At 64.1% G+C, this 18,231-nt stretch carries 18 protein-coding genes; 11 read left to right on the top strand and 7 right to left on the bottom strand.

Translation table 11 applies throughout. The features are described 5' to 3' along the window. Window positions 1-31: 31 nt before the first annotated feature. The gene (locus FJV80_RS14785; RefSeq protein ID WP_095773203.1) at window positions 32-799 is read left to right on the top strand and encodes a class II aldolase and adducin N-terminal domain-containing protein; all 768 of its coding nucleotides are present in this window, start codon (window positions 32-34) and stop codon (window positions 797-799) included. Here the strand turns inward: FJV80_RS14785 and FJV80_RS14780 are convergent. Beyond that, complete coding sequence (locus FJV80_RS14780) at window positions 796-1,428, bottom strand: HAD family phosphatase (protein ID WP_095773204.1); 633 nt, start codon at window positions 1,426-1,428, stop codon at window positions 796-798. The two genes, FJV80_RS14785 and FJV80_RS14780, sit on opposite strands and share 4 nt — an antisense overlap. A 244-nt stretch (window positions 1,429-1,672) precedes the next feature. Here FJV80_RS14780 and FJV80_RS14775 point away from each other — a divergent pair, with 244 nt between their 5' ends. Beyond that, on the top strand, window positions 1,673-2,632 hold the full coding sequence (locus tag FJV80_RS14775) for a sugar-binding transcriptional regulator (protein ID WP_010912814.1): 960 nt from the start codon (window positions 1,673-1,675) through the stop codon (window positions 2,630-2,632). Window positions 2,633-2,696: 64 nt separating this feature from the next. On the opposite strand, the gene FJV80_RS14770 is transcribed toward FJV80_RS14775, so the two are convergent. Next, window positions 2,697-2,882, bottom strand: coding sequence for a hypothetical protein (locus FJV80_RS14770; protein ID WP_095773430.1), 186 nt, complete (start codon window positions 2,880-2,882; stop codon window positions 2,697-2,699). A gap of 110 nt (window positions 2,883-2,992) precedes the next feature. On the opposite strand from FJV80_RS14770, the gene gcvA reads away from it, so the two are divergent. The 9 genes from gcvA to FJV80_RS14725 all read left to right on the top strand — a co-directional run bounded on the left by gcvA (window position 2,993) and on the right by FJV80_RS14725 (window position 12,992). Further along, window positions 2,993-3,898 carry a transcriptional regulator GcvA gene (gcvA, locus tag FJV80_RS14765; RefSeq protein WP_095773205.1) on the top strand — a complete coding sequence of 302 codons (906 nt, stop codon included), beginning with the start codon at window positions 2,993-2,995 and terminating at the stop codon, window positions 3,896-3,898. A 203-nt stretch (window positions 3,899-4,101) separates the two neighbouring features. Further along, window positions 4,102-5,412, top strand: a complete 1,311-nt coding sequence (locus FJV80_RS14760) for a sugar ABC transporter substrate-binding protein (RefSeq protein ID WP_095773206.1) — start codon at window positions 4,102-4,104, stop codon at window positions 5,410-5,412. Window positions 5,413-5,536: 124 nt separating this feature from the next. Then, window positions 5,537-6,409, top strand: a complete 873-nt coding sequence (locus FJV80_RS14755; RefSeq protein WP_027047618.1) for a sugar ABC transporter permease — start codon at window positions 5,537-5,539, stop codon at window positions 6,407-6,409. Between the two features lie 11 nt (window positions 6,410-6,420). Beyond that, on the top strand, window positions 6,421-7,245 hold the full coding sequence (locus tag FJV80_RS14750) for a carbohydrate ABC transporter permease (RefSeq protein ID WP_019862521.1): 825 nt from the start codon (window positions 6,421-6,423) through the stop codon (window positions 7,243-7,245). Window positions 7,246-7,303: 58 nt separating this feature from the next. After that, window positions 7,304-8,308, top strand: coding sequence for an ABC transporter ATP-binding protein (locus FJV80_RS14745; protein WP_095773207.1), 1,005 nt, complete (start codon window positions 7,304-7,306; stop codon window positions 8,306-8,308). Next, the gene (locus FJV80_RS14740) at window positions 8,305-9,075 is read left to right on the top strand and encodes an L-iditol 2-dehydrogenase (RefSeq protein ID WP_095790536.1); all 771 of its coding nucleotides are present in this window, start codon (window positions 8,305-8,307) and stop codon (window positions 9,073-9,075) included. Before FJV80_RS14745 ends, FJV80_RS14740 begins: the two co-directional genes overlap by 4 nt. A gap of 156 nt (window positions 9,076-9,231) precedes the next feature. Continuing rightward, the gene (locus tag FJV80_RS14735) at window positions 9,232-10,710 is read left to right on the top strand and encodes a mannitol dehydrogenase family protein (protein WP_095790537.1); all 1,479 of its coding nucleotides are present in this window, start codon (window positions 9,232-9,234) and stop codon (window positions 10,708-10,710) included. A 15-nt stretch (window positions 10,711-10,725) separates the two neighbouring features. After that, on the top strand, window positions 10,726-11,409 hold the full coding sequence (locus FJV80_RS14730) for an HAD-IA family hydrolase (protein WP_095790538.1): 684 nt from the start codon (window positions 10,726-10,728) through the stop codon (window positions 11,407-11,409). Then, entirely contained in the window at window positions 11,406-12,992 is a 1,587-nt protein-coding gene (locus FJV80_RS14725; RefSeq protein WP_142876761.1) for an FGGY-family carbohydrate kinase, read from the top strand. Before FJV80_RS14730 ends, FJV80_RS14725 begins: the two co-directional genes overlap by 4 nt. Window positions 12,993-13,001: 9 nt before the next feature. Here the strand turns inward: FJV80_RS14725 and ugpC are convergent, their stop codons facing one another. From ugpC to FJV80_RS14700, 5 genes are all read right to left on the bottom strand, one after another. Continuing rightward, window positions 13,002-14,081: a sn-glycerol-3-phosphate ABC transporter ATP-binding protein UgpC gene (gene ugpC / locus FJV80_RS14720; protein ID WP_142876760.1), complete on the bottom strand. Its 1,080-nt coding sequence runs from the start codon at window positions 14,079-14,081 to the stop codon at window positions 13,002-13,004. 2 nt (window positions 14,082-14,083) lie between these two features. Then, window positions 14,084-15,130, bottom strand: coding sequence for an NAD(P)-dependent alcohol dehydrogenase (locus tag FJV80_RS14715; protein WP_095793954.1), 1,047 nt, complete (start codon window positions 15,128-15,130; stop codon window positions 14,084-14,086). A gap of 15 nt (window positions 15,131-15,145) precedes the next feature. Further along, window positions 15,146-15,958 carry a carbohydrate ABC transporter permease gene (locus FJV80_RS14710; RefSeq protein ID WP_142876759.1) on the bottom strand — a complete coding sequence of 271 codons (813 nt, stop codon included), beginning with the start codon at window positions 15,956-15,958 and terminating at the stop codon, window positions 15,146-15,148. Next, a complete protein-coding gene (locus tag FJV80_RS14705; RefSeq protein ID WP_095773214.1) occupies window positions 15,955-16,821 on the bottom strand; it encodes a sugar ABC transporter permease in 867 nt (288 codons plus the stop codon). The genes FJV80_RS14710 and FJV80_RS14705 overlap by 4 nt, the downstream gene beginning before the upstream one ends. Window positions 16,822-16,951: 130 nt before the next feature. Continuing rightward, window positions 16,952-18,184: an extracellular solute-binding protein gene (locus FJV80_RS14700; protein WP_245318139.1), complete on the bottom strand. Its 1,233-nt coding sequence runs from the start codon at window positions 18,182-18,184 to the stop codon at window positions 16,952-16,954. Window positions 18,185-18,231: the final 47 nt, after the last annotated feature.

The following is an 18,231-nucleotide window of genomic DNA, read 5'->3' as shown; positions in this document are numbered from 1 at the left end:
GCGGCATTCTCGCCAAAACCGGAGGATTTCGATGAGCATCGCCCGCCTGCAGAAGGAAACGCTGACCAACCTGCCCTTCTACGAAGAGCGCGTCGATCTCGCCTGTGCCTTTCGCTGGACGGCGCGGCTCAACATGCACGAGGCGGTGGCCAACCATTTCTCGCTGGCGGTCAATGAAAACGGCACGCAGTTCCTGATGAACCCCAACCAGGTGCATTTCTCGCGCATCAAGGCGAGCGACCTGTTGTTGATCGACGCCAACGATCCGAACACGCTGTCGGGCCCCAATGCGCCCGACCCGACGGCCTGGGGCCTGCACGGCGCCATCCATCGCAACGTGCCGCACGCGCGCTGCGTCATGCATGTGCATTCGATCCATGCCACGGTGCTGGCCTCGCTGGCCGATTCGACATTGCCGCCGATCGACCAGAATTCGGCGATGTTCTTCAACCGCCATGTCGTCGACGCGCATTATGGCGGGCTGGCTTTCGAAGAAGAGGGCGAGCGTTGCTCGCAGCTTCTCACGGACCCCAAGGTCAAGGTCATGGTGATGGGCAATCACGGCGTGCTGGTGATCGGCGACACCGTCGCCGATGCCTTCAACCGCATGTTCTATTTCGAGCGCGCTGCCGAGACCTATATCAAGGCGCTGTGGACCGGCCGGCCGCTGCGCACGCTGTCCGACGCCATTGCCGAGAAGACGGCGAGCGAAATGGATGATTATCCGGGCCAGGCCGAGCGCCATCTCGCCGAGTTGAAGGCCATCCTCGACGAGGAAGAGCCGGTCTACCGGAACTAGAGCCCGAGCTGAGCCCGCAATTCCTCGGCGCTGTTGATGACGACGGCGCCAGGCGGTCCTCCCATCGGCTTTTCCGGCCAGAAGATCGTCTTCATGCCCGCCGCCAGTCCCGCCATGGCGCCGGGCCAGCTGTCGTCGACCGCCACGGCGTGCGCGGGATCGACATCGGCCAGGTACGCGGCGCGCAGGAACGGTTCGGCGTGCGGCTTGCCATCACGCACATCGTTGCGGCTGATCGTTTTCATGCCTGGATAGAAGAGGCCGACCATGCGCAGATTGGCGTCGACGATCATCCGGTCCGAATTCGAGACCACCGCTTGCTGCACGCCAAGCGCGCGCAATTCATTGAAGACTTCTATGGCGCCAGGTCGCGGTTTCAGCCCCTCCACCAGCGGCAGATAGTGCTCGTATTTGTGCATGATCCAGTCGTCGAAGGGAAGATCGAGGCCGAACTCGTCGCGCATCATTTCGTAGACCGGCCAGGCGGCAACGCCGAGCACCCGCTCATGAAGGTCGGCGGGCGGCTTGAGGCCAGCATTGCGCATTGCCGCCACAAGGGCTGCCTCGTGCAGCGGCTCGCTGTCGACCAGCGTGCCGTCCATGTCCCAGAAAACCGCCTTCGGTGTCATGCAGCGCTCCTTTTGCGATCCCCTTAAAGGGTTTGCGCCGGGAGATAAACCGTCGCGATCACAGAAGGCGACTGCCGCCGGAAGCGAAGCCACCCTGCTTTGCGCGTCGCGATGGTGTAAGCGAGAAAATCCCGGCCGTGCGCGCCAAACAATTGCCCTTCAGATTGACAATTGCGCAAAAAGCCGTTCCCTGCGAAACTGGGAGCGGACCGCTCCTGTGAGCAGCGGTTTGCGGAGGCAGGACGTGAATACCCGGCAGGATGGCGGCAGCAACAGGCTGGACGACGCGGCGCGCGCCGGCTGGCTTTACTATGTCGCCGGCAACACACAGGACCAGATCGCCGCCACGCTCGGCATCTCGCGGCAGACGGCGCAGCGGCTGGTGTCGCTCGCGGTGTCGGAAGGCCTGATCAAAGTCCGCGTCGATCATCCGATCGCCAACTGCCTGGACCTTGCCGCCCGGCTGAAATCGCGCTTCGCGCTCGACCTGGTCGAAGTGGTGCCGAGTGATCCCAATTCATCCTCCACCACCATCGGCATCGCCGAGGCGGCGGCGGCCGAGATCGAGCGGCGGCTGCGCTCTCCGACGCCGATCGTCATGGGCATCGGCACAGGGCGCACGCTGAAGGCGGCGATCGAGCAATTGCCGCCGATGGAATGCCCGCAGCACAAGGTGGTGTCCTTGACCGGCAACATTTCGCCTGACGGTTCGGCCGCCTTCTACAACGTCATCTTCACCATGGCCGACCGGGTCAAGGCGCGCTCCTTCCCGATGCCGCTGCCGGTCATCGCCTCCTCGCCGCAGGAGCGCGAGATGCTGCTCAACCAGCCGATGATCCAGCCGACGCTGGCGCTTGCGGCGGAAGCCGATGTCACCTTCATCGGCATCGGCGACCTCGGGCCGAAGGCGCCTCTCTACGAGGACGGCTTCATTTCCGAAAGCGAGTTGAAGGCCTTGCAGAAGGCTGGCGGCATCGCCGAGATCGTCGGCTGGGTGTTCGACAGGGAAGGCCGCATGATCGAAGGCATCACCAACGACCGGGTGTCGTCGGCGTCGCTGCCGTCGCGCGAGAAATCGCTGGTCATCGCGCTGGCCATGGGCGAGCGCAAGCTGCCGGGCATCCTGGCGGCCGTGAATCGCCGGCTGGTCAACGGACTCATCACCGACGAACGGACGGCGACGGCTTTGCTGGCCAGCATCTGATCGGGAAGCGCTGCCGCCTCCCGGATGCGGCCGCGGCGACCCTCTGGCGATAAAGCCAGTAAGTCTATCTGTGCCGGCCGAAAGGGTCGTTGCCATCGAGGAAACCTAGGTCGCGCTGCAGATGCGGCGACAGGTCCCTGATATCGAGATGCGCCTTTTTTCTGATCGCGAACCAGCCGAATCCGTCCGCAAGCCACGAAATCCAGCGGTGATCGGGAGCGGGAGTGCATTTTTGCTGCGCCATGGTCATGATCGTCAACCTTCGCTATCCTGGACCCGAATGACGGGTTGACAGTAAATGTCGGTCTTGCGAGCCGGCTTTGCCAATCGAACGTCGATAAGGACCCATAAGGAGCCTTTATGCCGGATCTGAGCTCACCGCAGGTTTCGCAACTGCCGCCGCTTCAGGCGATCCGGGTGTTCGAAGCGGTGGCGCGGCAGCTTTCCTTCACCAAGGCCGCCGTGGAACTCGCCATGACACAGGCCGCCGTCAGCTATCAGATCAAGGTGCTGGAAGAGCGCGTCGGGGCGCCGCTGTTCCTGCGCCGTCCGCGGCAGATCGAGCTGACCGAAGCCGGCCAAAGGCTGGCGCCGGCGGTCAGTGAGGCCTTTGCCATTCTCAGCCAGGCCTATGCCGCCGCGCGCGGCGGCGCGGACGGGCTGCTGTGTGTCACCACCGTGCTGACCTTTGCCTCGAACTGGCTGGCGCATCATCTGGGCTCGTTCCAGATGGCTCATCCAGCACTTGCCGTGCGGCTCGAAACATCGAGCCGGCTGACGGATTTCGCCCGCGAGGATGTCGATCTCGCCATCCGCTCGGGCAGCGGCAAATGGCCGGGGCTAGAAGCCCACAAGCTGCTCGACGCCGATTTCACGCCGATGCTGAGCCCGAAGCTCGCGGCGAGCATCGGCGGCGTCAAGGAGCCGGCCGACCTGTTGCGGCTGCCGATCCTCGATCCGGGAGATGTCTGGTGGACGCAATGGTTCGAGACGGCCGGCGTGCATGCGCATGATCTTGCCAAGCGACCCGGCAGCAGCATGGGCGCGCAGGCCTATGAGGCCAATGCGGCCATCGCGGGCCATGGCGTGGCGATCCTGACCCGGGCGCTGTTCAAGGCGGAACTTGCCGACGGCCGCCTGATCCAGCCCTTCGACCTGGTTGGCGATGACGGCCACGCCTACTGGCTGGTCTATCCCGAAGCACGCCGCAACGTGCCGAAGATCCGCGCCTTCCGCGACTGGCTGCTGGCCGAGATCGCCTGCTGAGAGGCGCTTTTCTCCCGATCCAATCCTCCAGGCCTCCCTGTCCCGCCGCCTGATATCGGGCGCGGGTGCGGCTCCCGTCGTCCGTCCATCGGCAGGTCGGGTGCTGCGCTGCAGCATCGAATCCGGCTTGACATAATTCACGGCAAGTGAGTAATTGCTCACAGCCAAGGCAAATGCTCATCTTGGTTCATGGGAGGAATTTGATGAAACTGCGCACGCTCACCCTGGGCTTGTTGTCGGCCAGCGCTCTCGCTTTTGCCGCACATGCCGAATCCATCACCATCGCCACGGTCAACAATGGCGATATGGTCCGCATGCAGAAGCTGACCGACGACTTCACCAAGGCCAACCCCGACATCCAGCTCAACTGGGTCACTCTCGAAGAGAACGTGCTGCGCGAGCGCGTCACCACCGACATCGCCACCAAGGGCGGCCAGTATGACGTGATGACCATCGGCACCTACGAGGTTCCGATCTGGGCCAAGCAGAGCTGGCTGCTGCCGCTCGACAAGCTCGGCGACGACTATGATGTCAAGGACATCATCCCGGCCATCGCCGGCGGTCTTTCGGTCGATGGCAAGCTCTACGCCGCGCCCTTCTACGGCGAAAGCTCCTTCGTCATGTACCGCAAGGACCTGATGGAGAAAGCCGGACTGAAGATGCCCGACGCGCCGACCTGGGACTTCATCAAGCAGGCCGCCGACAAGATGACCGACCGCGCCAATGGCGTGAACGGCGTGTGCCTGCGCGGCAAGGCCGGCTGGGGCGAGAACATGGCCTTCCTGACCGCCATGTCGAACTCCTTCGGCGCCCGCTGGTTCGACGAGAACTGGAAGCCGCAATTCGACCAGCCCGAGTGGAAGAAGACCTTGCAGTTCTATGTCGACCTGATGAAGGCCGACGGTCCCGAGGGCGCGTCCTCCAACGGCTTCAACGAAAACCTGGCACTGTTCCAGCAGGGCAAGTGCGGCATGTGGATCGACGCCACCGTCGCGGCCTCCTTCGTCTCCGATCCCAAGGCATCCCAGGTCGCGGACAAGGTCGGCTATGCCCTGGCGCCCGACAATGGCCTCGGCAAGCGCGGCAACTGGCTGTGGGCATGGTCGCTCGCCATTCCGGCCGGCACCAAGAAGGCTGACGCCGCCGAGAAGTTCGTGTCGTGGGCGACCAGCAAGCACTATGCCGAGCTCGTCGCTTCGAAGGAAGGCTGGGCCAACGTTCCTCCGGGCACGCGCTCCTCGCTCTATGCCAATGCCGAGTACCAGAAGGCGGCTCCGTTCGCCAAGATGACGCTGGACTCCATCAACGCCGCCGACCCGACGCATCCGACCGTCAAGCCGGTGCCCTATGTCGGCGTCCAGTTCGTCGCCATCCCTGAATTCCAGGGTCTTGGCACCACGGTCGGCCAGCTCTTCTCGGCGGCGCTTGCCGGCCAGTCGAGCGTCGACGATGCGCTGAAGCAGGCTCAGGACGCCGCCACCGCGGCGATGACCGAAGGCGGGTATATCAAGTAAGGCTCCTCCCGGTGCCGAATGCCGGTTGCCTCCTCGACCGGCAACGGCCGCCCGAGTTCCCAGCGCGGGCGGCCGCCTTCAACGCCTCTGAAAATTCCAGTCTGACCATTGAAGGGTGACCGTCATGGCTACTCAGCAGACCCGTTCGCTTGCCCGTTTCATGATGGCACCATCCGTCGTGCTGCTGTTCGTCTGGATGATCGTGCCGCTGGTCATCACCATCTGGTTCTCCTTCCAGCAGTACAATCCGCTCAACCCGATCCGCGACGGGTTCGTCGGCTTCTCCAATTACGCGCTGTTTTATTCCAACCCGGCCTTCCTGCAGTCGATCCTCAACACCTTGATCCTGGTGATCAGCGTGCTGCTGATCACGGTGATCGGCGGCATCCTCTTGGCGCTGTTGATCGACCAGCCTATGTGGGGACAGGGCATCGTGCGCATCCTCGTCATCTCGCCGTTCTTCGTCATGCCGCCGGTGGCCGCGCTGGTCTGGAAGAACATGATCATGCACCCGCAATATGGGGTGTTCGCCGACATAGCGCGCTTCTTCGGGGCGCAACCGATCGACTGGTTCGGGCAGCATCCCATGACGGCGATCATCATCATCGTCGCCTGGCAGTGGCTGCCTTTCGCGACGCTGATCCTGTTGACCGCGCTGCAGTCGCTCGACGGCGAACAGAAGGAAGCCGCCGAGATGGACGGCGCCGGCTTCATCAGCCGCTTCATCTATCTGACGCTGCCGCACATGTCGCGCGCCATCACCGTCGTCATCCTGATCCAGACGATCTTCCTGCTCTCGGTCTATGCCGAGATCCTCGTCACCACCAATGGCGGCCCCGGCTACGCCTCCACCAACCTGCCCTTCCTCGTCTACCAGAAGGCGCTGCTGGAGTTCAAAATCGGCCAGGCATCCGCAGGCGGTGTGATCGCCGTCATTCTCGCCAACATCGTCGCCTTCTTCGCCATGCGCGCGGTCGGCAAGAACCTCGACAAGTAAGGGAGGACAAGATGGCCCGTGCAGTCACCACCCAGCACAAGACGATCGCGACGGTAGCCGCCTGGATCGTCGCCCTGCTGATCTTCTTCCCGATCCTCTACACGATCATCACCTCGTTCAAGTCGGAACAGGAGGCGATCCAGGGCTTCGCGCTGATCCCGTCGGGAACTTTCGAGAGCTATACCGAGGTTCAGGCGCAGAGCGGCTATTTCAAGTTCTTCTTCAATTCGGTGCTGCTCTCGGTCGGATCGACCGTCCTGGCCCTGCTGGTCGCCATTCCGGCGGCATGGTCGATGGCGTTCTCGCCGACCAAGCGGACCAAGGACATTTTGATGTGGATGCTGTCCACCAAGATGATGCCGGCGGTCGCGGTGCTGTTCCCGATCTACCTGATCTTCCGCGACACCGGCCTGCTCGACAGCCGCATCGGCCTGATGGTCATGCTGATGCTGATCAACCTGCCGATCGTGGTGTGGATGCTCTACACCTATTTCCGCGAGATCCCCGGCGAGATCCTGGAAGCGGCGCGCATGGACGGCGCCTCGCTGTGGAACGAGATCATCTATGTGCTGACCCCGATGGCGGTGCCCGGCATTGCCTCGACCATGCTCTTGAACATCATCCTGGCCTGGAACGAGGCGTTCTGGACGATCCGCCTGACCACCACGGAGGCAGCGCCGCTGACTGCCTTCATCAGTTCGTTCTCCAGCCCGCAAGGCCTGTTCTGGGCCAAGCTTTCGGCGGCCTCGACGCTGGCGATCGCGCCGATCCTGATCATGGGCTGGTTCAGCCAGAAGCAGTTGGTGCGCGGCCTGACCTTTGGCGCCGTGAAGTAAGCCGTGGCGTAACGTGACGCTCAAGAACGTCGGACAATAACCCCTCGGGGAGGAAACCATGGGAAACATCACGCTCAAGAACGTCTCCAAATCGTTCGGGTCGACGGTCATTATTCCGGGCATTGACCTGGTGATCGAGAATGGCGAGTTCGTCGTCTTCGTCGGCCCGTCCGGTTGCGGCAAGTCCACGCTGCTGCGGCTGATCGCCGGGCTGGAGGACACCAGCGGCGGCACCATCAACATCGACGGCCGCGACGTCACCGGCGAGGCGCCGGCCAAGCGCAAGCTCGCCATGGTGTTCCAGTCCTACGCGCTCTACCCGCATATGACAGTGGCCAAGAACATCGCCTTCCCGCTGAAGATGGCGGGCGAGGACCAGGCTACCATCGACCGGAAGGTGAAGGACGCGGCGCGGGTCCTGAACCTCACCAATTATCTCGAACGCCGGCCCGGCCAGCTCTCCGGCGGCCAGCGCCAGCGCGTCGCCATAGGCCGCGCCATCGTGCGCCAACCTTCGGCCTTCCTGTTCGACGAGCCGCTGTCCAACCTCGATGCCGCCCTGCGCGGCACGATGCGGCTGGAGATCAGCGAACTGCACCATCAGCTCAAGACGACCATGATCTACGTCACCCACGACCAGGTCGAGGCGATGACCATGGCCGACAAGATCGTCGTGCTGAATGCCGGCAATATCGAGCAGGTCGGCTCGCCGATGGAGCTCTACAAGACGCCGCGCAATTTGTTCGTCGCCGGCTTCATCGGCTCGCCGAAGATGAACCTGGTCGAGGGCGCTCCGGCCGCCAAATATAGCGCCAAGACCATCGGCATCCGCCCCGAGCACATGCAGATTTCGACCACGGCGGGCGAATGGAAGGCCACCGTCGGCGTTGCCGAGCATCTGGGCTCCGACACCTTCTTGCATGTCCAGACCGACGGCGTCGGTCCGCTGACGGTGCGTGCCGACGGCGAACTGGCCGTGCATCATGGCGACACCATCTACCTCACGCCCGACAAGGCCAAGCTGCATCGCTTCGGCCCCGACGGCAAGGCGATGGCGACGTGAGGCTGAAAGGCAAATCGGCGCTGATCACGGGATCGGCGCGTGGTATCGGCAAGGCCTTCGCCGAAGCCTATGCGCGCGAAGGCGCTGTCGTTGCCATTGCCGATATCAATCTCGAGGCCGCCCAAATGACAGCGGCAGAGATCGGCGACAAGGCCTATGCGGTCAAACTCGATGTCACGGACCAGGCCTCCATCGACGCCGCCGTGAAGGCGGTCGAGACGAGGACCGGCGGCCTCGACATATTGATCAACAACGCCGCTTTGTTCGATCTGGCGCCGATCGTCGAGATTTCGCGGGCGAGCTATGAAAAACTGTTCTCCGTCAATGTGGCAGGCACGCTGTTCATGCTGCAGGCGGCCGCCCGCTCGATGATCGCGCGGGGCAAGGGCGGCAGGATCATCAACATGGCGAGCCAGGCCGGACGGCGCGGCGAGCCGCTGGTCGGCGTCTACTGCGCCACCAAGGCCGCCGTCATTTCGCTGACCCAGTCGGCCGGGCTCGACCTGATCAGGCACCGCATCAACGTCAATGGCATCGCGCCCGGGGTCGTGGACAGCGACATGTGGGATCAGGTCGATGCCCTGTTTGCCAAATACGAGAACCGGCCGAAGGGCGAGAAGAAGCGGCTTGTTGGCGAAGGGGTGCCTTACGGCCGGATGGGCAGGCCGGAGGACCTCGCCGGCATGGCCGTCTTCTTGGCCAGCGACGAGGCCGAATACATCGTCGCCCAGACCTACAATGTCGATGGCGGCCAGTGGATGAGTTGAGGGGGGCGGCCTCTGCTTCTCGTCCCTCCGCGAGGAGCAGAGGCCGATATCCGAGGCCCCCATCGGCCTCATAAGGCATTTGCCGTCCCTTACCCTCTCCAGAGAGGACGGGAGGGGCGGAGTAACGAGGCCGAAGCCGGCCAAAGGGTAAAACAGATGACCGTGAAACTCTCGTCTTCAAACCTCTCCAGCCTGCCCGGCAATGTTGCCGTTCCGAAATACGACCACTCGAAGCTCAAGGCTGGCATCGTGCATTTCGGCGTCGGCAATTTCCATCGCTCGCACCAGGCGGTCTATCTCGACGATCTGTTCAATTCAGGTGTCGGCCATGACTGGGCGCTGGTCGGCGCCGGCGTGTTCGAGGGCGAGAAGATCGGGCGCGGCAAGCTCGAAGAGCAGGACTGGCTGACCACGGTGGTCGAGCAGGATGAGGGCCATATGAGCGCCCGCGTTACCGGCGCCATGATCGACTTCCTGATGCCCGGCGATGCGGCCCGCATCATCGAACGGCTGGCCGACCCGGCGATCAAGATCGTTTCGCTGACCATCACCGAAGGCGGCTATTTCATCGACCCGGCGTCGGGCGTCTTCAACCCGGCCCATCCGGACATCGTCGCCGACGCGCAGCCGGGCGCGACGCCGAAAACCGTGTTCGGCATCATCCTGGCCGGACTGCTGCGCCGGCGCGACGAGGGCACCGTGCCGTTTACGGTGATGTCCTGCGACAACATCCCCCATAATGGCCATGTCACCTCGGACGGCGTCATCGGCCTGGCGCGGCTGATCGACGAGGATCTGGCCAGTTGGGTGAGCAGCAACGTCGCCTTTCCAAACGGCATGGTGGACCGCATCACGCCGGCCACCACCGACCGGGAGCGCGGCATACTGGCCAAGGATTTCGGCGTCGAGGACGCCTGGCCGGTGTTCTGCGAGCCGTTCCGGCAATGGGTGCTGGAAGACCGCTTCACCGATGGCCGTCCGCCGCTGGAAAAGGTCGGCGTGCAGTTCGTCAAAGACGTCGCCCCCTACGAATTGATGAAGATCCGCATCCTCAATGGCGGCCATGCCACGATCGCCTATCCGGCCGGGTTGATGGATATCCATTTCGTCCATGAGGCGATGCAGGAGCCGCTGGTGCGCGGCTTTCTCGACAAGCTCGAGCATGACGAGATCATCCCGACCGTGCCGCCGGTGCCGGACACAGTGCTGGAGGACTACTACCAACTCATCGAGAAGCGCTTCTCCAACCCCAAGATCGGCGACACCATCCGCCGGCTCTGCCTCGACGGCTCCAACCGTCAGCCGAAATTCATCATCCCGACCATTGCCGACCGCTTGAAGGCCGGAAGAGGCGTCGCCGGCCTGGCGCTGGAATCGGCGCTGTGGTGCCGCTACTGCTTCGGCACGTCAGACAGCGGCGCCGTCATCGAACCCAACGACCCGAGCTGGGACCGGCTGCAGGCGACGGCAAAGGCGGCAAAGGAGGCGCCCGCCGCCTGGCTCGCCATGGAGGACATCTATGGCGATGTCGGCCGCGCCAAGGCATTCGTCGAGGCCTTCGGCCATGCGCTCAACGTGCTGTGGGCGAATGGCGCGCGCGCCACGCTGACCCGCTACATCGCCGGCGAGCTCTGAGAGCCATCAGCCATCATGACGCCTGAACTGGTCATCTTCGACTGCGATGGCGTTCTGGTCGACAGCGAGGCGCTCTCCGTCTCGGCGCTGCTCGGCATGATCGAACGTGCCGGCGGCACTGTCAGCGAGGACGCTGCCTACGAGCACTTCCTCGGCAAGAGCATGAAAAGCGTGCGCGAGATCCTTGCCCGCGACTTCGGCCTGGAGATCAGCGATCAACATCTGACCGCCATGCGTGTCGACCTGATGCGAAAATTCCGCGAGGAGCTCAAGCCGATCCCCGGCGTCAGGGAGATGTTGCCGAAGCTCGGCCTGCCGTTCTGCGTCGCCTCTTCGGGCACGCTTGAGCGCATCCGCTATGCGCTCGACGTTACCGGTCTGCTCGGGTTGATGGAGCCGCATCTGTTCAGCGCCGCCATGGTCGCCAAGGGAAAGCCGGCGCCCGACCTTTTCCTGCACGCCGCCGCCAGCATGCAGGCACATCCGCGCAAATGCCTCGTCATCGAGGACAGTCCGGCCGGCGTCGCGGCGGCGCGCGCGGCCGGCATGCGCGTCCTTGCCTTCACCGGCGGTGCGCATGCCGGCAACCCCGCTTTGAAAGCGCGGCTTGCGTCGAGTGAACCGGACTTTATATTCGCTGACATGCTGCAATTGCCCGATCTGATTGCAGGCCTGGGAGCGAGAGTTAGAGCATCTTGACGAAACAGTTTGTTTGCGCGGTCGATGTCGGCACCGGGAGCGCTCGCGCGGGCATTCTCGATGCCAGTGGTACCTTGCTTGGCCGCACCGATCGGCCGATCGCCATGAACCAGCCGAAGCCCGATCATGCCGAGCATGATTCGCGCGATATCTGGTCGGCGGTCTGCGCCGCCGTGCGTGCCGCCCGCGAAAAGGCCGGCGTCGCCGCGCAAGATATCGTCGGCATCTCCTTCGACGCCACCTGCTCGCTGGTCGTGCGCGACCGGCAAGGCGATCAGCTCAGCGTTTCGACCACCGGCGAGAAGCGCTGGGACACCATCGTTTGGCTCGACCACCGCGCCATCGCCGAAGCCGATGAATGCACGGCGAGCAGCCACGAGGTGCTCAACTATATTGGCGGCGTCATGTCGCCGGAGATGGCGACGCCAAAGCTGATGTGGCTGAAGCGCAATCTGCCAGATACGTGGAATGAAGCCGGCTATCTATTCGACCTGGCCGATTTCCTGACCTGGCAGGCGACCGGGTCGCTCGCTCGTTCGCAATGCACGCTGACGGCGAAATGGACCTATCTGGCGCATGAAGGCACCGCGTGGCAGCGCGATTTCTTCGAGATCGTCGGCCTCGACGACCTTTTTGAGCACGGCAATCTGCCGGAGCGGGCCAGTCCGGTCGGCGCCGACATTGGTCCGCTGACGGCGCAAGCGGCGGCGGAGCTCGGCCTGACGCAAAGCTGCCGGGTCGGCGCCGGGGTTATCGACGCCTATGCCGGCGCGCTTGGCGTGCTCGGCGGCTTTGCCGGCGACGAGCAGGATATCAGCCGGCATCTGGCACTGATCGCCGGCACGTCGAGCTGCGTCATGGCGATGTCGCCCGACCCGCAACCTTTCGCCGGCGTCTGGGGGCCCTATTACGGCGCGGCGCTGCCGAAGCTGTGGCTGTCGGAAGGCGGCCAGTCGGCCACGGGCGCGCTGCTCGACCACATCATCCGCTGGCACGGCGCCGGCGGCGAGCCGGACGCCGCCATGCATGCCAAAATCGCCAAACGGGTCGCCGAACTGCGCGCCGCCGAGGGCGAGAACCTCGCCGCACGCCTGCATGTGCTGCCGGATTTTCACGGCAACCGCTCGCCGCTCGCCGACCCGCATGCCGTTGGCGTCGTCAGCGGGCTGACGCTGGATTCGTCCTTCGACAGCCTGTGCAAGCTCTACTGGCGCACCGCCGTCGGCATCGCGCTCGGCGTGCGCCATGTGCTGGAGGCGCTGAACGAGAACGGCTATCTGATCGACACGCTGCATGTCACCGGCGGCCACACCAAGAACCCGCTGCTGATGGAGCTCTACGCCGACGCCACCGGCTGCACGGTGGTCGAGCCGCTGGCCGACGAGGCGGTGCTGCTCGGCACCGGCATGGTCGCCGCCACCGCCGCCGGGCTCTTCCCCGACCTCAATGCCGCCTGTCTTGCCATGCAGCAAGGCGGCAAGAGGCGTGCCGCCAACCCGGCCGCCGGCGCCCGCTTCGATCGCGACTACCGTATCTTCCTGGAGATGCACCGCCAGCGCCAGGCGCTCGACGCCATCCGGTAGGCCTTTGGCCTACTGCTTGCGCAGCGACGCGCCTGACGTGGCGTCGAACAAATGGATGGCCTCTTCCTCGAATGTGTAGCGGACAGGGGCATTCAGTGCCGGGCATTCACGTGCCGGGACCAGCGCGCTGATCTCCTTGCCGCCGGAGCCGAATGTCACCAGCGCATCATTGCCGTGGAATTCGATGAGATCGGCCGTGCCTTGCAATATGCCGGCGGCGCCGGCCGTCTTCAGGTCCGGCGGCCGGATGCCGAGCACGGCGCGGTCGCCATGCCGCAGATGGAAACCCCGGCCCTCGATAGAAAGAACCGTTCCGGCGCCGGTCAACGTCCAGCCATTGCCTGTGCGGCCGACCGTCACCTCGACGAAATTCATGTTCGGCGTACCGATGAAGCCGGCCACGAACATGTTGGCGGGGCGCAGATAGATTTCCGCCGGCGGGCCGATCTGCTCGATGACACCCTCTTTCAGCAGCACGATGCGGTCGGCGAGCGTCATCGCCTCCAGCTGGTCGTGGGTGACGTAGACGGTGGTGGTCTTCAGCGACTGGTGCAGGCGCGCGATCTCGACGCGCATGTGGTTGCGCAATTTGGCGTCGAGATTGGAAAGCGGCTCGTCGAACAGGAACACCTTTGGCGTCTTGATCATCGCACGGGCAATGGCGACGCGCTGCTGCTGGCCGCCGGAAAGCTCGGCCGGCTTGCGGCCGAGGTAAGGGTCAAGCCCGAGCGTCCTCGACACCGCGTCAACCCGCTTGCGGATCTCGGCCGCCGGCACCTTCTGGCGCCGCAGCCCGAAGGCGATGTTGTCGAAGATCGTCATGTGCGGATAGAGCGCGTAGTTCTGGAACACCATGGCGATGCCGCGGTCGCCTGGATCGAGACCGTTGACCACCTTGCCACCGATCGAGACCTCGCCGCCGCTGATGTCCTCCAGCCCCGCCAGCATGCGCAGCAAGGTCGACTTGCCGCAGCCGGACGGGCCGAGGAACACGACGAATTCGTGCTCTTCAATGCTGAGGTTGAGATCGCGGATGACGGTGGTGGCGCCATAGGCCTTGTCGACATGGGAGCAAACGATCGCGGACATGATCATCCCTTCTCGCCGGTGAGCAGGATCTGCAGCTTGACGTCTTCCGGATTGCCCTGGGCAGCGCGCTCGAACGCCTCGATGCTGTCGGCGAAATCATAGGTGCCGGTGATCAGCGGCTTGAGGTCGACCTTGCCGGAGGCGATCAGCTGCAAGGCGCGGTCGAAGATGTTGGCGTAGCGGAACACCGTCTCGATGCGCACCTCCTTCGAGATCGCCGCCGGCACGTTGAGGGCCACCGGTTCCACCGGCAGGCCGACCAGCACCACCGCGCCGCCCGGCCGCACGACATCGAACAGATCGGCGAAGGCCTTCGGGCTGCCGCTGGCCTCGAAAACGATATCGGCACCCCACTTGTCGGTCGCCGCCGCGACCGCCTCGGCCAGCGACTGCTCGCCGATATTGACCGGCACGATGCCGGCGTACTGCGCGGCGATCTTCAGCTTGGGCGCGGAGAAGTCGGAAATCAGTACCTTCGAACACCCGCCAGCCAGGGCGGCAAGCGCGATCATGATGCCGATCGGGCCGCAGCCGACGACGACGGCGACATCGCCGGGGACGATGCGGGCTCGGCTTGCCGCCTGCATGCCGATGGCGAAGGGCTCGACCATGGCGCCCTCGGCGAAGGAGACATTGTCCGGCAGTTTGTAGGTGAAGGCGGCGGGGTGCACCGCATAGGGCGCCAGCACGCCATGCACCGGCGGCGTCGCCCAGAAACTGACGTCGGGGTCGACATTGTAGATGCCGAGCTTCGTCGCGCGCGACGACAGGTTCGGCACGCCCGGCTCCATGCAGACGCGGTCGCCGACCTTGAACGTCTCGACATTGGCGCCGGTCTCGACGACCGTCCCCGCGGCTTCGTGACCGAGCACCATCGGCGCGCGCACGACATAGCTGCCGATGGCGCCATGCGTGTAATAATGCACGTCGCTGCCGCAGACGCCGACCGTGTGTATGGCTATCTTGACGTCGTCCGGTCCGACATCGAGCGGCAGCGCGATCTCGCGCAGCGACAGTTCGCCTTTTTTCTCAAGCACCAGTGCCCGCATCGGGAAATCCTCACATCAAGTCTTTTTTTGCCGGAAAACGGAATTCAGGAAGCCGCTGAGCACGCCGAGGAACAGCAGCGGCGGCAGCGACAGGAGCACGACCGAGGCGTTGAGAATGCCCCATGGCACGTTCATGCCTTGCTGGGAGAGTTCGGACGCGACGATCGGCAAGGTCTTGGCGTTGGAGCTCGACAGCATCAGCGCGATCAGGAATTCGTTCCAGACCAGCACGAAGCTGAAAGCGACCGCCCCTGCCAAGGAGCGGGCGGCCACCGGCAGCGCGATGCGCCAGAACACCGAATAGGCGCCGTAGCCGTCGACGAAGGCGGCTTCCTCGATCTCCTTCGGCACGCTCTGGAAGGCCGGGATGGCGAGCCACATAATCACCGAGATGGTGAGCAGCGAATAGGTGATGATCAACGCCGGCAAAGTGTCGTAGAGGCCAACCTGCAGCCAGATCACCATCAGCGGGATGGCCACCGCCACCGGCGGCAGGAAGCGCAGCGACAGGACGAAGAACTGAATGTCGCCAGCCCAGCGGTTGGGATAGCGCGCCACCGCGTAAGCCGCCGGCAGGCCGAGCACGACGCCGATCAGCACGGCCGACCCGCAGGCGACGACCGAGTTGTAGAGGCCGGTCAGCACGCTGTCTCGGCCGATGATATAACCGATGTTGGCAAGTGTCGGCGTGAACACCAGGCGCGGCACGCGGGTGATGATGTCGACATTGTTCTTGAGCGCATTGAGCGCCGTCCACAGCAGCGGAAACACGGCCAGGAACCCAGCCAGCGCCAAAATGGCCTTGCCGATCAGTCTGCCGGGCCTCATGCCTGCACCCGCTTCCACAGCATGGTGAAGGTGATGACGGTGGCGATCATCATCAGCACGGCCATGGCCGAGGCGTATGAAACCTTGCCGGATTCGATGAAGCCTTGCGAGAAAGCGTACATGTCGAGCGTCTCGGTCGCAACGCCCGGACCGCCGCGGGTCATGACATAGATCAGGTCGAAGGAGCGCAGCGATTCGATCATCTTGACGAACATCAGGCTGATCAATGGCGCCTTCAGCATCGGCAAGGTGACATAGGCGTGGATCTGCCAGCGTCTGGCATGGTCGAGCCGCGCCGCCTCGATCGGCTGCGGCGGCAGGGTTTCGAGCAGTTTCAGCACGATGACGGCGAAGAACAGCCCCCATTGCCAGACATCGACCGACGCAACGGCGAACAAAGCCGTCGCCGGCTTCGACAACGGGTCGAAGATCAGCCCGCCGGTGACGAGCCTGTAGGGATAGGTGGCGATGCCGTAGAGCGGGTGATAGGCGAACTTCCAGACGAAGGCCGCCGAGACGCGCGGCAACAGAACCGGGATGATGAAGAGCAGGCAGTAGACATTGCGCAGGCGTGGGCTGGCGACCTCGAACATCAGCACGCCGAGCCCGATCGCCACCACCATGGTGGCGACGACGGTGACGATCTCCCATTTCACCGACACCCAGACCGCGTTGAGGAAGCGGCGGTCGAGGAACAGGTCGACGAAGTTCGACAGCCAGACCCAGGAATAATCGGGCGTGCTCAGCTCACGGTTCTGCAAGGCGATGACGATGGCGTAGAGCGTCGGCACCATCGACAGCACCAGAAGGATAGCGATGGTCGGAACGACGAAGGTGACAGGGAGCGACGTGCGTCGGGCCATGGGCATCTATCCTCGCTTGCGTCTCGGTCGTGTCGGCATGATTTCCTCATTGGGCAAAGTCCCCGCGGCGCGCAGGTCCTTGGCATTGCGGACAATGCCGCGGACCGCGCGCCACGGGCGGGAGGATGCCCTACTTCTTCTTGGCCAGCTCGGTGGCATAGGCATCGAGCTCGTTGAGGCCGCCCTTGATGTCGGTGCGGGTGCCCGTCACCAGTTCCTCGAGGATGATGCCCCAGCGGTCGCCGAGATCGGGCCAGCGCGGATCCTGCCAGAAGTTGACCGCCGTGGCCTTGCCGGTTTCGGCCAGCGCCTGGCCGAGATCGGCGCCGTAGATGTCGGCGAACTCCTTGCTGGCCAGGATGCTGGTGCGGTTCAGCTCGCCGAACTGGTGTGCGTCGAGCCGGCGCTTCTCGTTTTCCTTCGATGTCGCCCAGGCGATGAACAGGCCGGCGCATTTCTTCGAGGCATCGTCGGCATTGGCCTTCGCCGCGATGGCGAGGCCATGGCCGTAGCCGCCGCCGGGCAGCGGCGAGGGCGGCGGCAGGAAGCCGATCTTGCCGACCACCTGCGAGGTCTTCGGATCGACCGCCATGCCCGACAGCGGCGTCGATTCGACGAGGATGGCGACCTGGCCCGACAGGAAGGCGCCGGTCGATTCATCCCAGCTGCCGGTCTGCGTGCCGGGTGCCGAATCCTTGAACAGCTTGAGGTAAGTCTCGGTCGCCTTGACGGCGGCGTCCGAATTGAAGACCGGCTTGTCGCCATCGAACCACTGGCCGCCATAGGCCTTGAAGAACGGCATCCAGCGCCAGACATTGGCGCCCGAGCCGCGTGCGCCGCGCAACGCGATGCCATACATGCCCTTGTCCGGGTTGGTGAGCTTCGGCACGTCGGCGATCAGTTCGTCCAGCGTCTTGGGCGGCTGGATGCCGGCGGCCTCGAGCACGTCCTTGCGGTAGACCATCAGGTCGCCGCCGCCGGTCAGCGGCGCGAACCAGACCTTGCCGTCATAGGTGGCGACCTTCTGGCGGCCGGGGTCGAAGTCGGCATAGTCATAGTCAGCCGGGTAATAATCGGTCAGCGGCACGATCCATTTCGACGAGGCAAACAGCGCGACATTGGCTTCGTCGACATAGTAGACGTTGTAATTGCCGACGGTGGACGCATCGGCGCGTGATTTCGCCCGGCGGTCGTTCTCGTTCAGATAGTCGATCTGGAAGCCGGCGCCGGCAAGCTTCTCGAACTCGGCCTTGGAATCCTCCAGAAGCGTCAGGCCGTCGCGCGGCTGCGCCAGCACCTTGACCGGCGCCGAGCAGACCGGCGCCTGCGCCAGCGCGATGGTTGATACGGTAGCGGAAAGCATGAAAGCTGCGCCCAAGCCCGCAGCGAGCCGAATTGGTTTCATTGATT

The organism is Mesorhizobium sp. WSM4310 (assembly GCF_007003935.1).
Lineage (GTDB): Bacteria > Pseudomonadota > Alphaproteobacteria > Rhizobiales > Rhizobiaceae > Mesorhizobium.
Note: the sequence above shows the minus strand (reverse complement) of the source record. Positions and strands in the feature narration are given on the sequence as shown.

Bases quoted from the DNA above. Each gene is read 5' to 3' on its own strand.
- FJV80_RS14745 (WP_095773207.1), top strand. From the start codon at position 7,304: ATGGGAAACATCACGCTCAAGAACGTCTCCAAATCGTTCGGGTCGACG.
- gcvA (WP_095773205.1), top strand. From the start codon at position 2,993: ATGCCGGATCTGAGCTCACCGCAGGTTTCGCAACTGCCGCCGCTTCAG.
- FJV80_RS14705 (WP_095773214.1), bottom strand. From the start codon at position 16,821: ATGGCCCGACGCACGTCGCTCCCTGTCACCTTCGTCGTTCCGACCATC.
- FJV80_RS14730 (WP_095790538.1), top strand. From the start codon at position 10,726: ATGACGCCTGAACTGGTCATCTTCGACTGCGATGGCGTTCTGGTCGAC.
- FJV80_RS14780 (WP_095773204.1), bottom strand. From the start codon at position 1,428: ATGACACCGAAGGCGGTTTTCTGGGACATGGACGGCACGCTGGTCGAC.
- ugpC (WP_142876760.1), bottom strand. From the start codon at position 14,081: ATGTCCGCGATCGTTTGCTCCCATGTCGACAAGGCCTATGGCGCCACC.
- FJV80_RS14770 (WP_095773430.1), bottom strand. From the start codon at position 2,882: ATGACCATGGCGCAGCAAAAATGCACTCCCGCTCCCGATCACCGCTGG.
- FJV80_RS14750 (WP_019862521.1), top strand. From the start codon at position 6,421: ATGGCCCGTGCAGTCACCACCCAGCACAAGACGATCGCGACGGTAGCC.
- FJV80_RS14755 (WP_027047618.1), top strand. From the start codon at position 5,537: ATGGCTACTCAGCAGACCCGTTCGCTTGCCCGTTTCATGATGGCACCA.
- FJV80_RS14735 (WP_095790537.1), top strand. From the start codon at position 9,232: ATGACCGTGAAACTCTCGTCTTCAAACCTCTCCAGCCTGCCCGGCAAT.
- FJV80_RS14715 (WP_095793954.1), bottom strand. From the start codon at position 15,130: ATGCGGGCACTGGTGCTTGAGAAAAAAGGCGAACTGTCGCTGCGCGAG.
- FJV80_RS14785 (WP_095773203.1), top strand. From the start codon at position 32: ATGAGCATCGCCCGCCTGCAGAAGGAAACGCTGACCAACCTGCCCTTC.
- FJV80_RS14700 (WP_245318139.1), bottom strand. From the start codon at position 18,184: ATGCTTTCCGCTACCGTATCAACCATCGCGCTGGCGCAGGCGCCGGTC.
- FJV80_RS14760 (WP_095773206.1), top strand. From the start codon at position 4,102: ATGAAACTGCGCACGCTCACCCTGGGCTTGTTGTCGGCCAGCGCTCTC.
- FJV80_RS14710 (WP_142876759.1), bottom strand. From the start codon at position 15,958: ATGAGGCCCGGCAGACTGATCGGCAAGGCCATTTTGGCGCTGGCTGGG.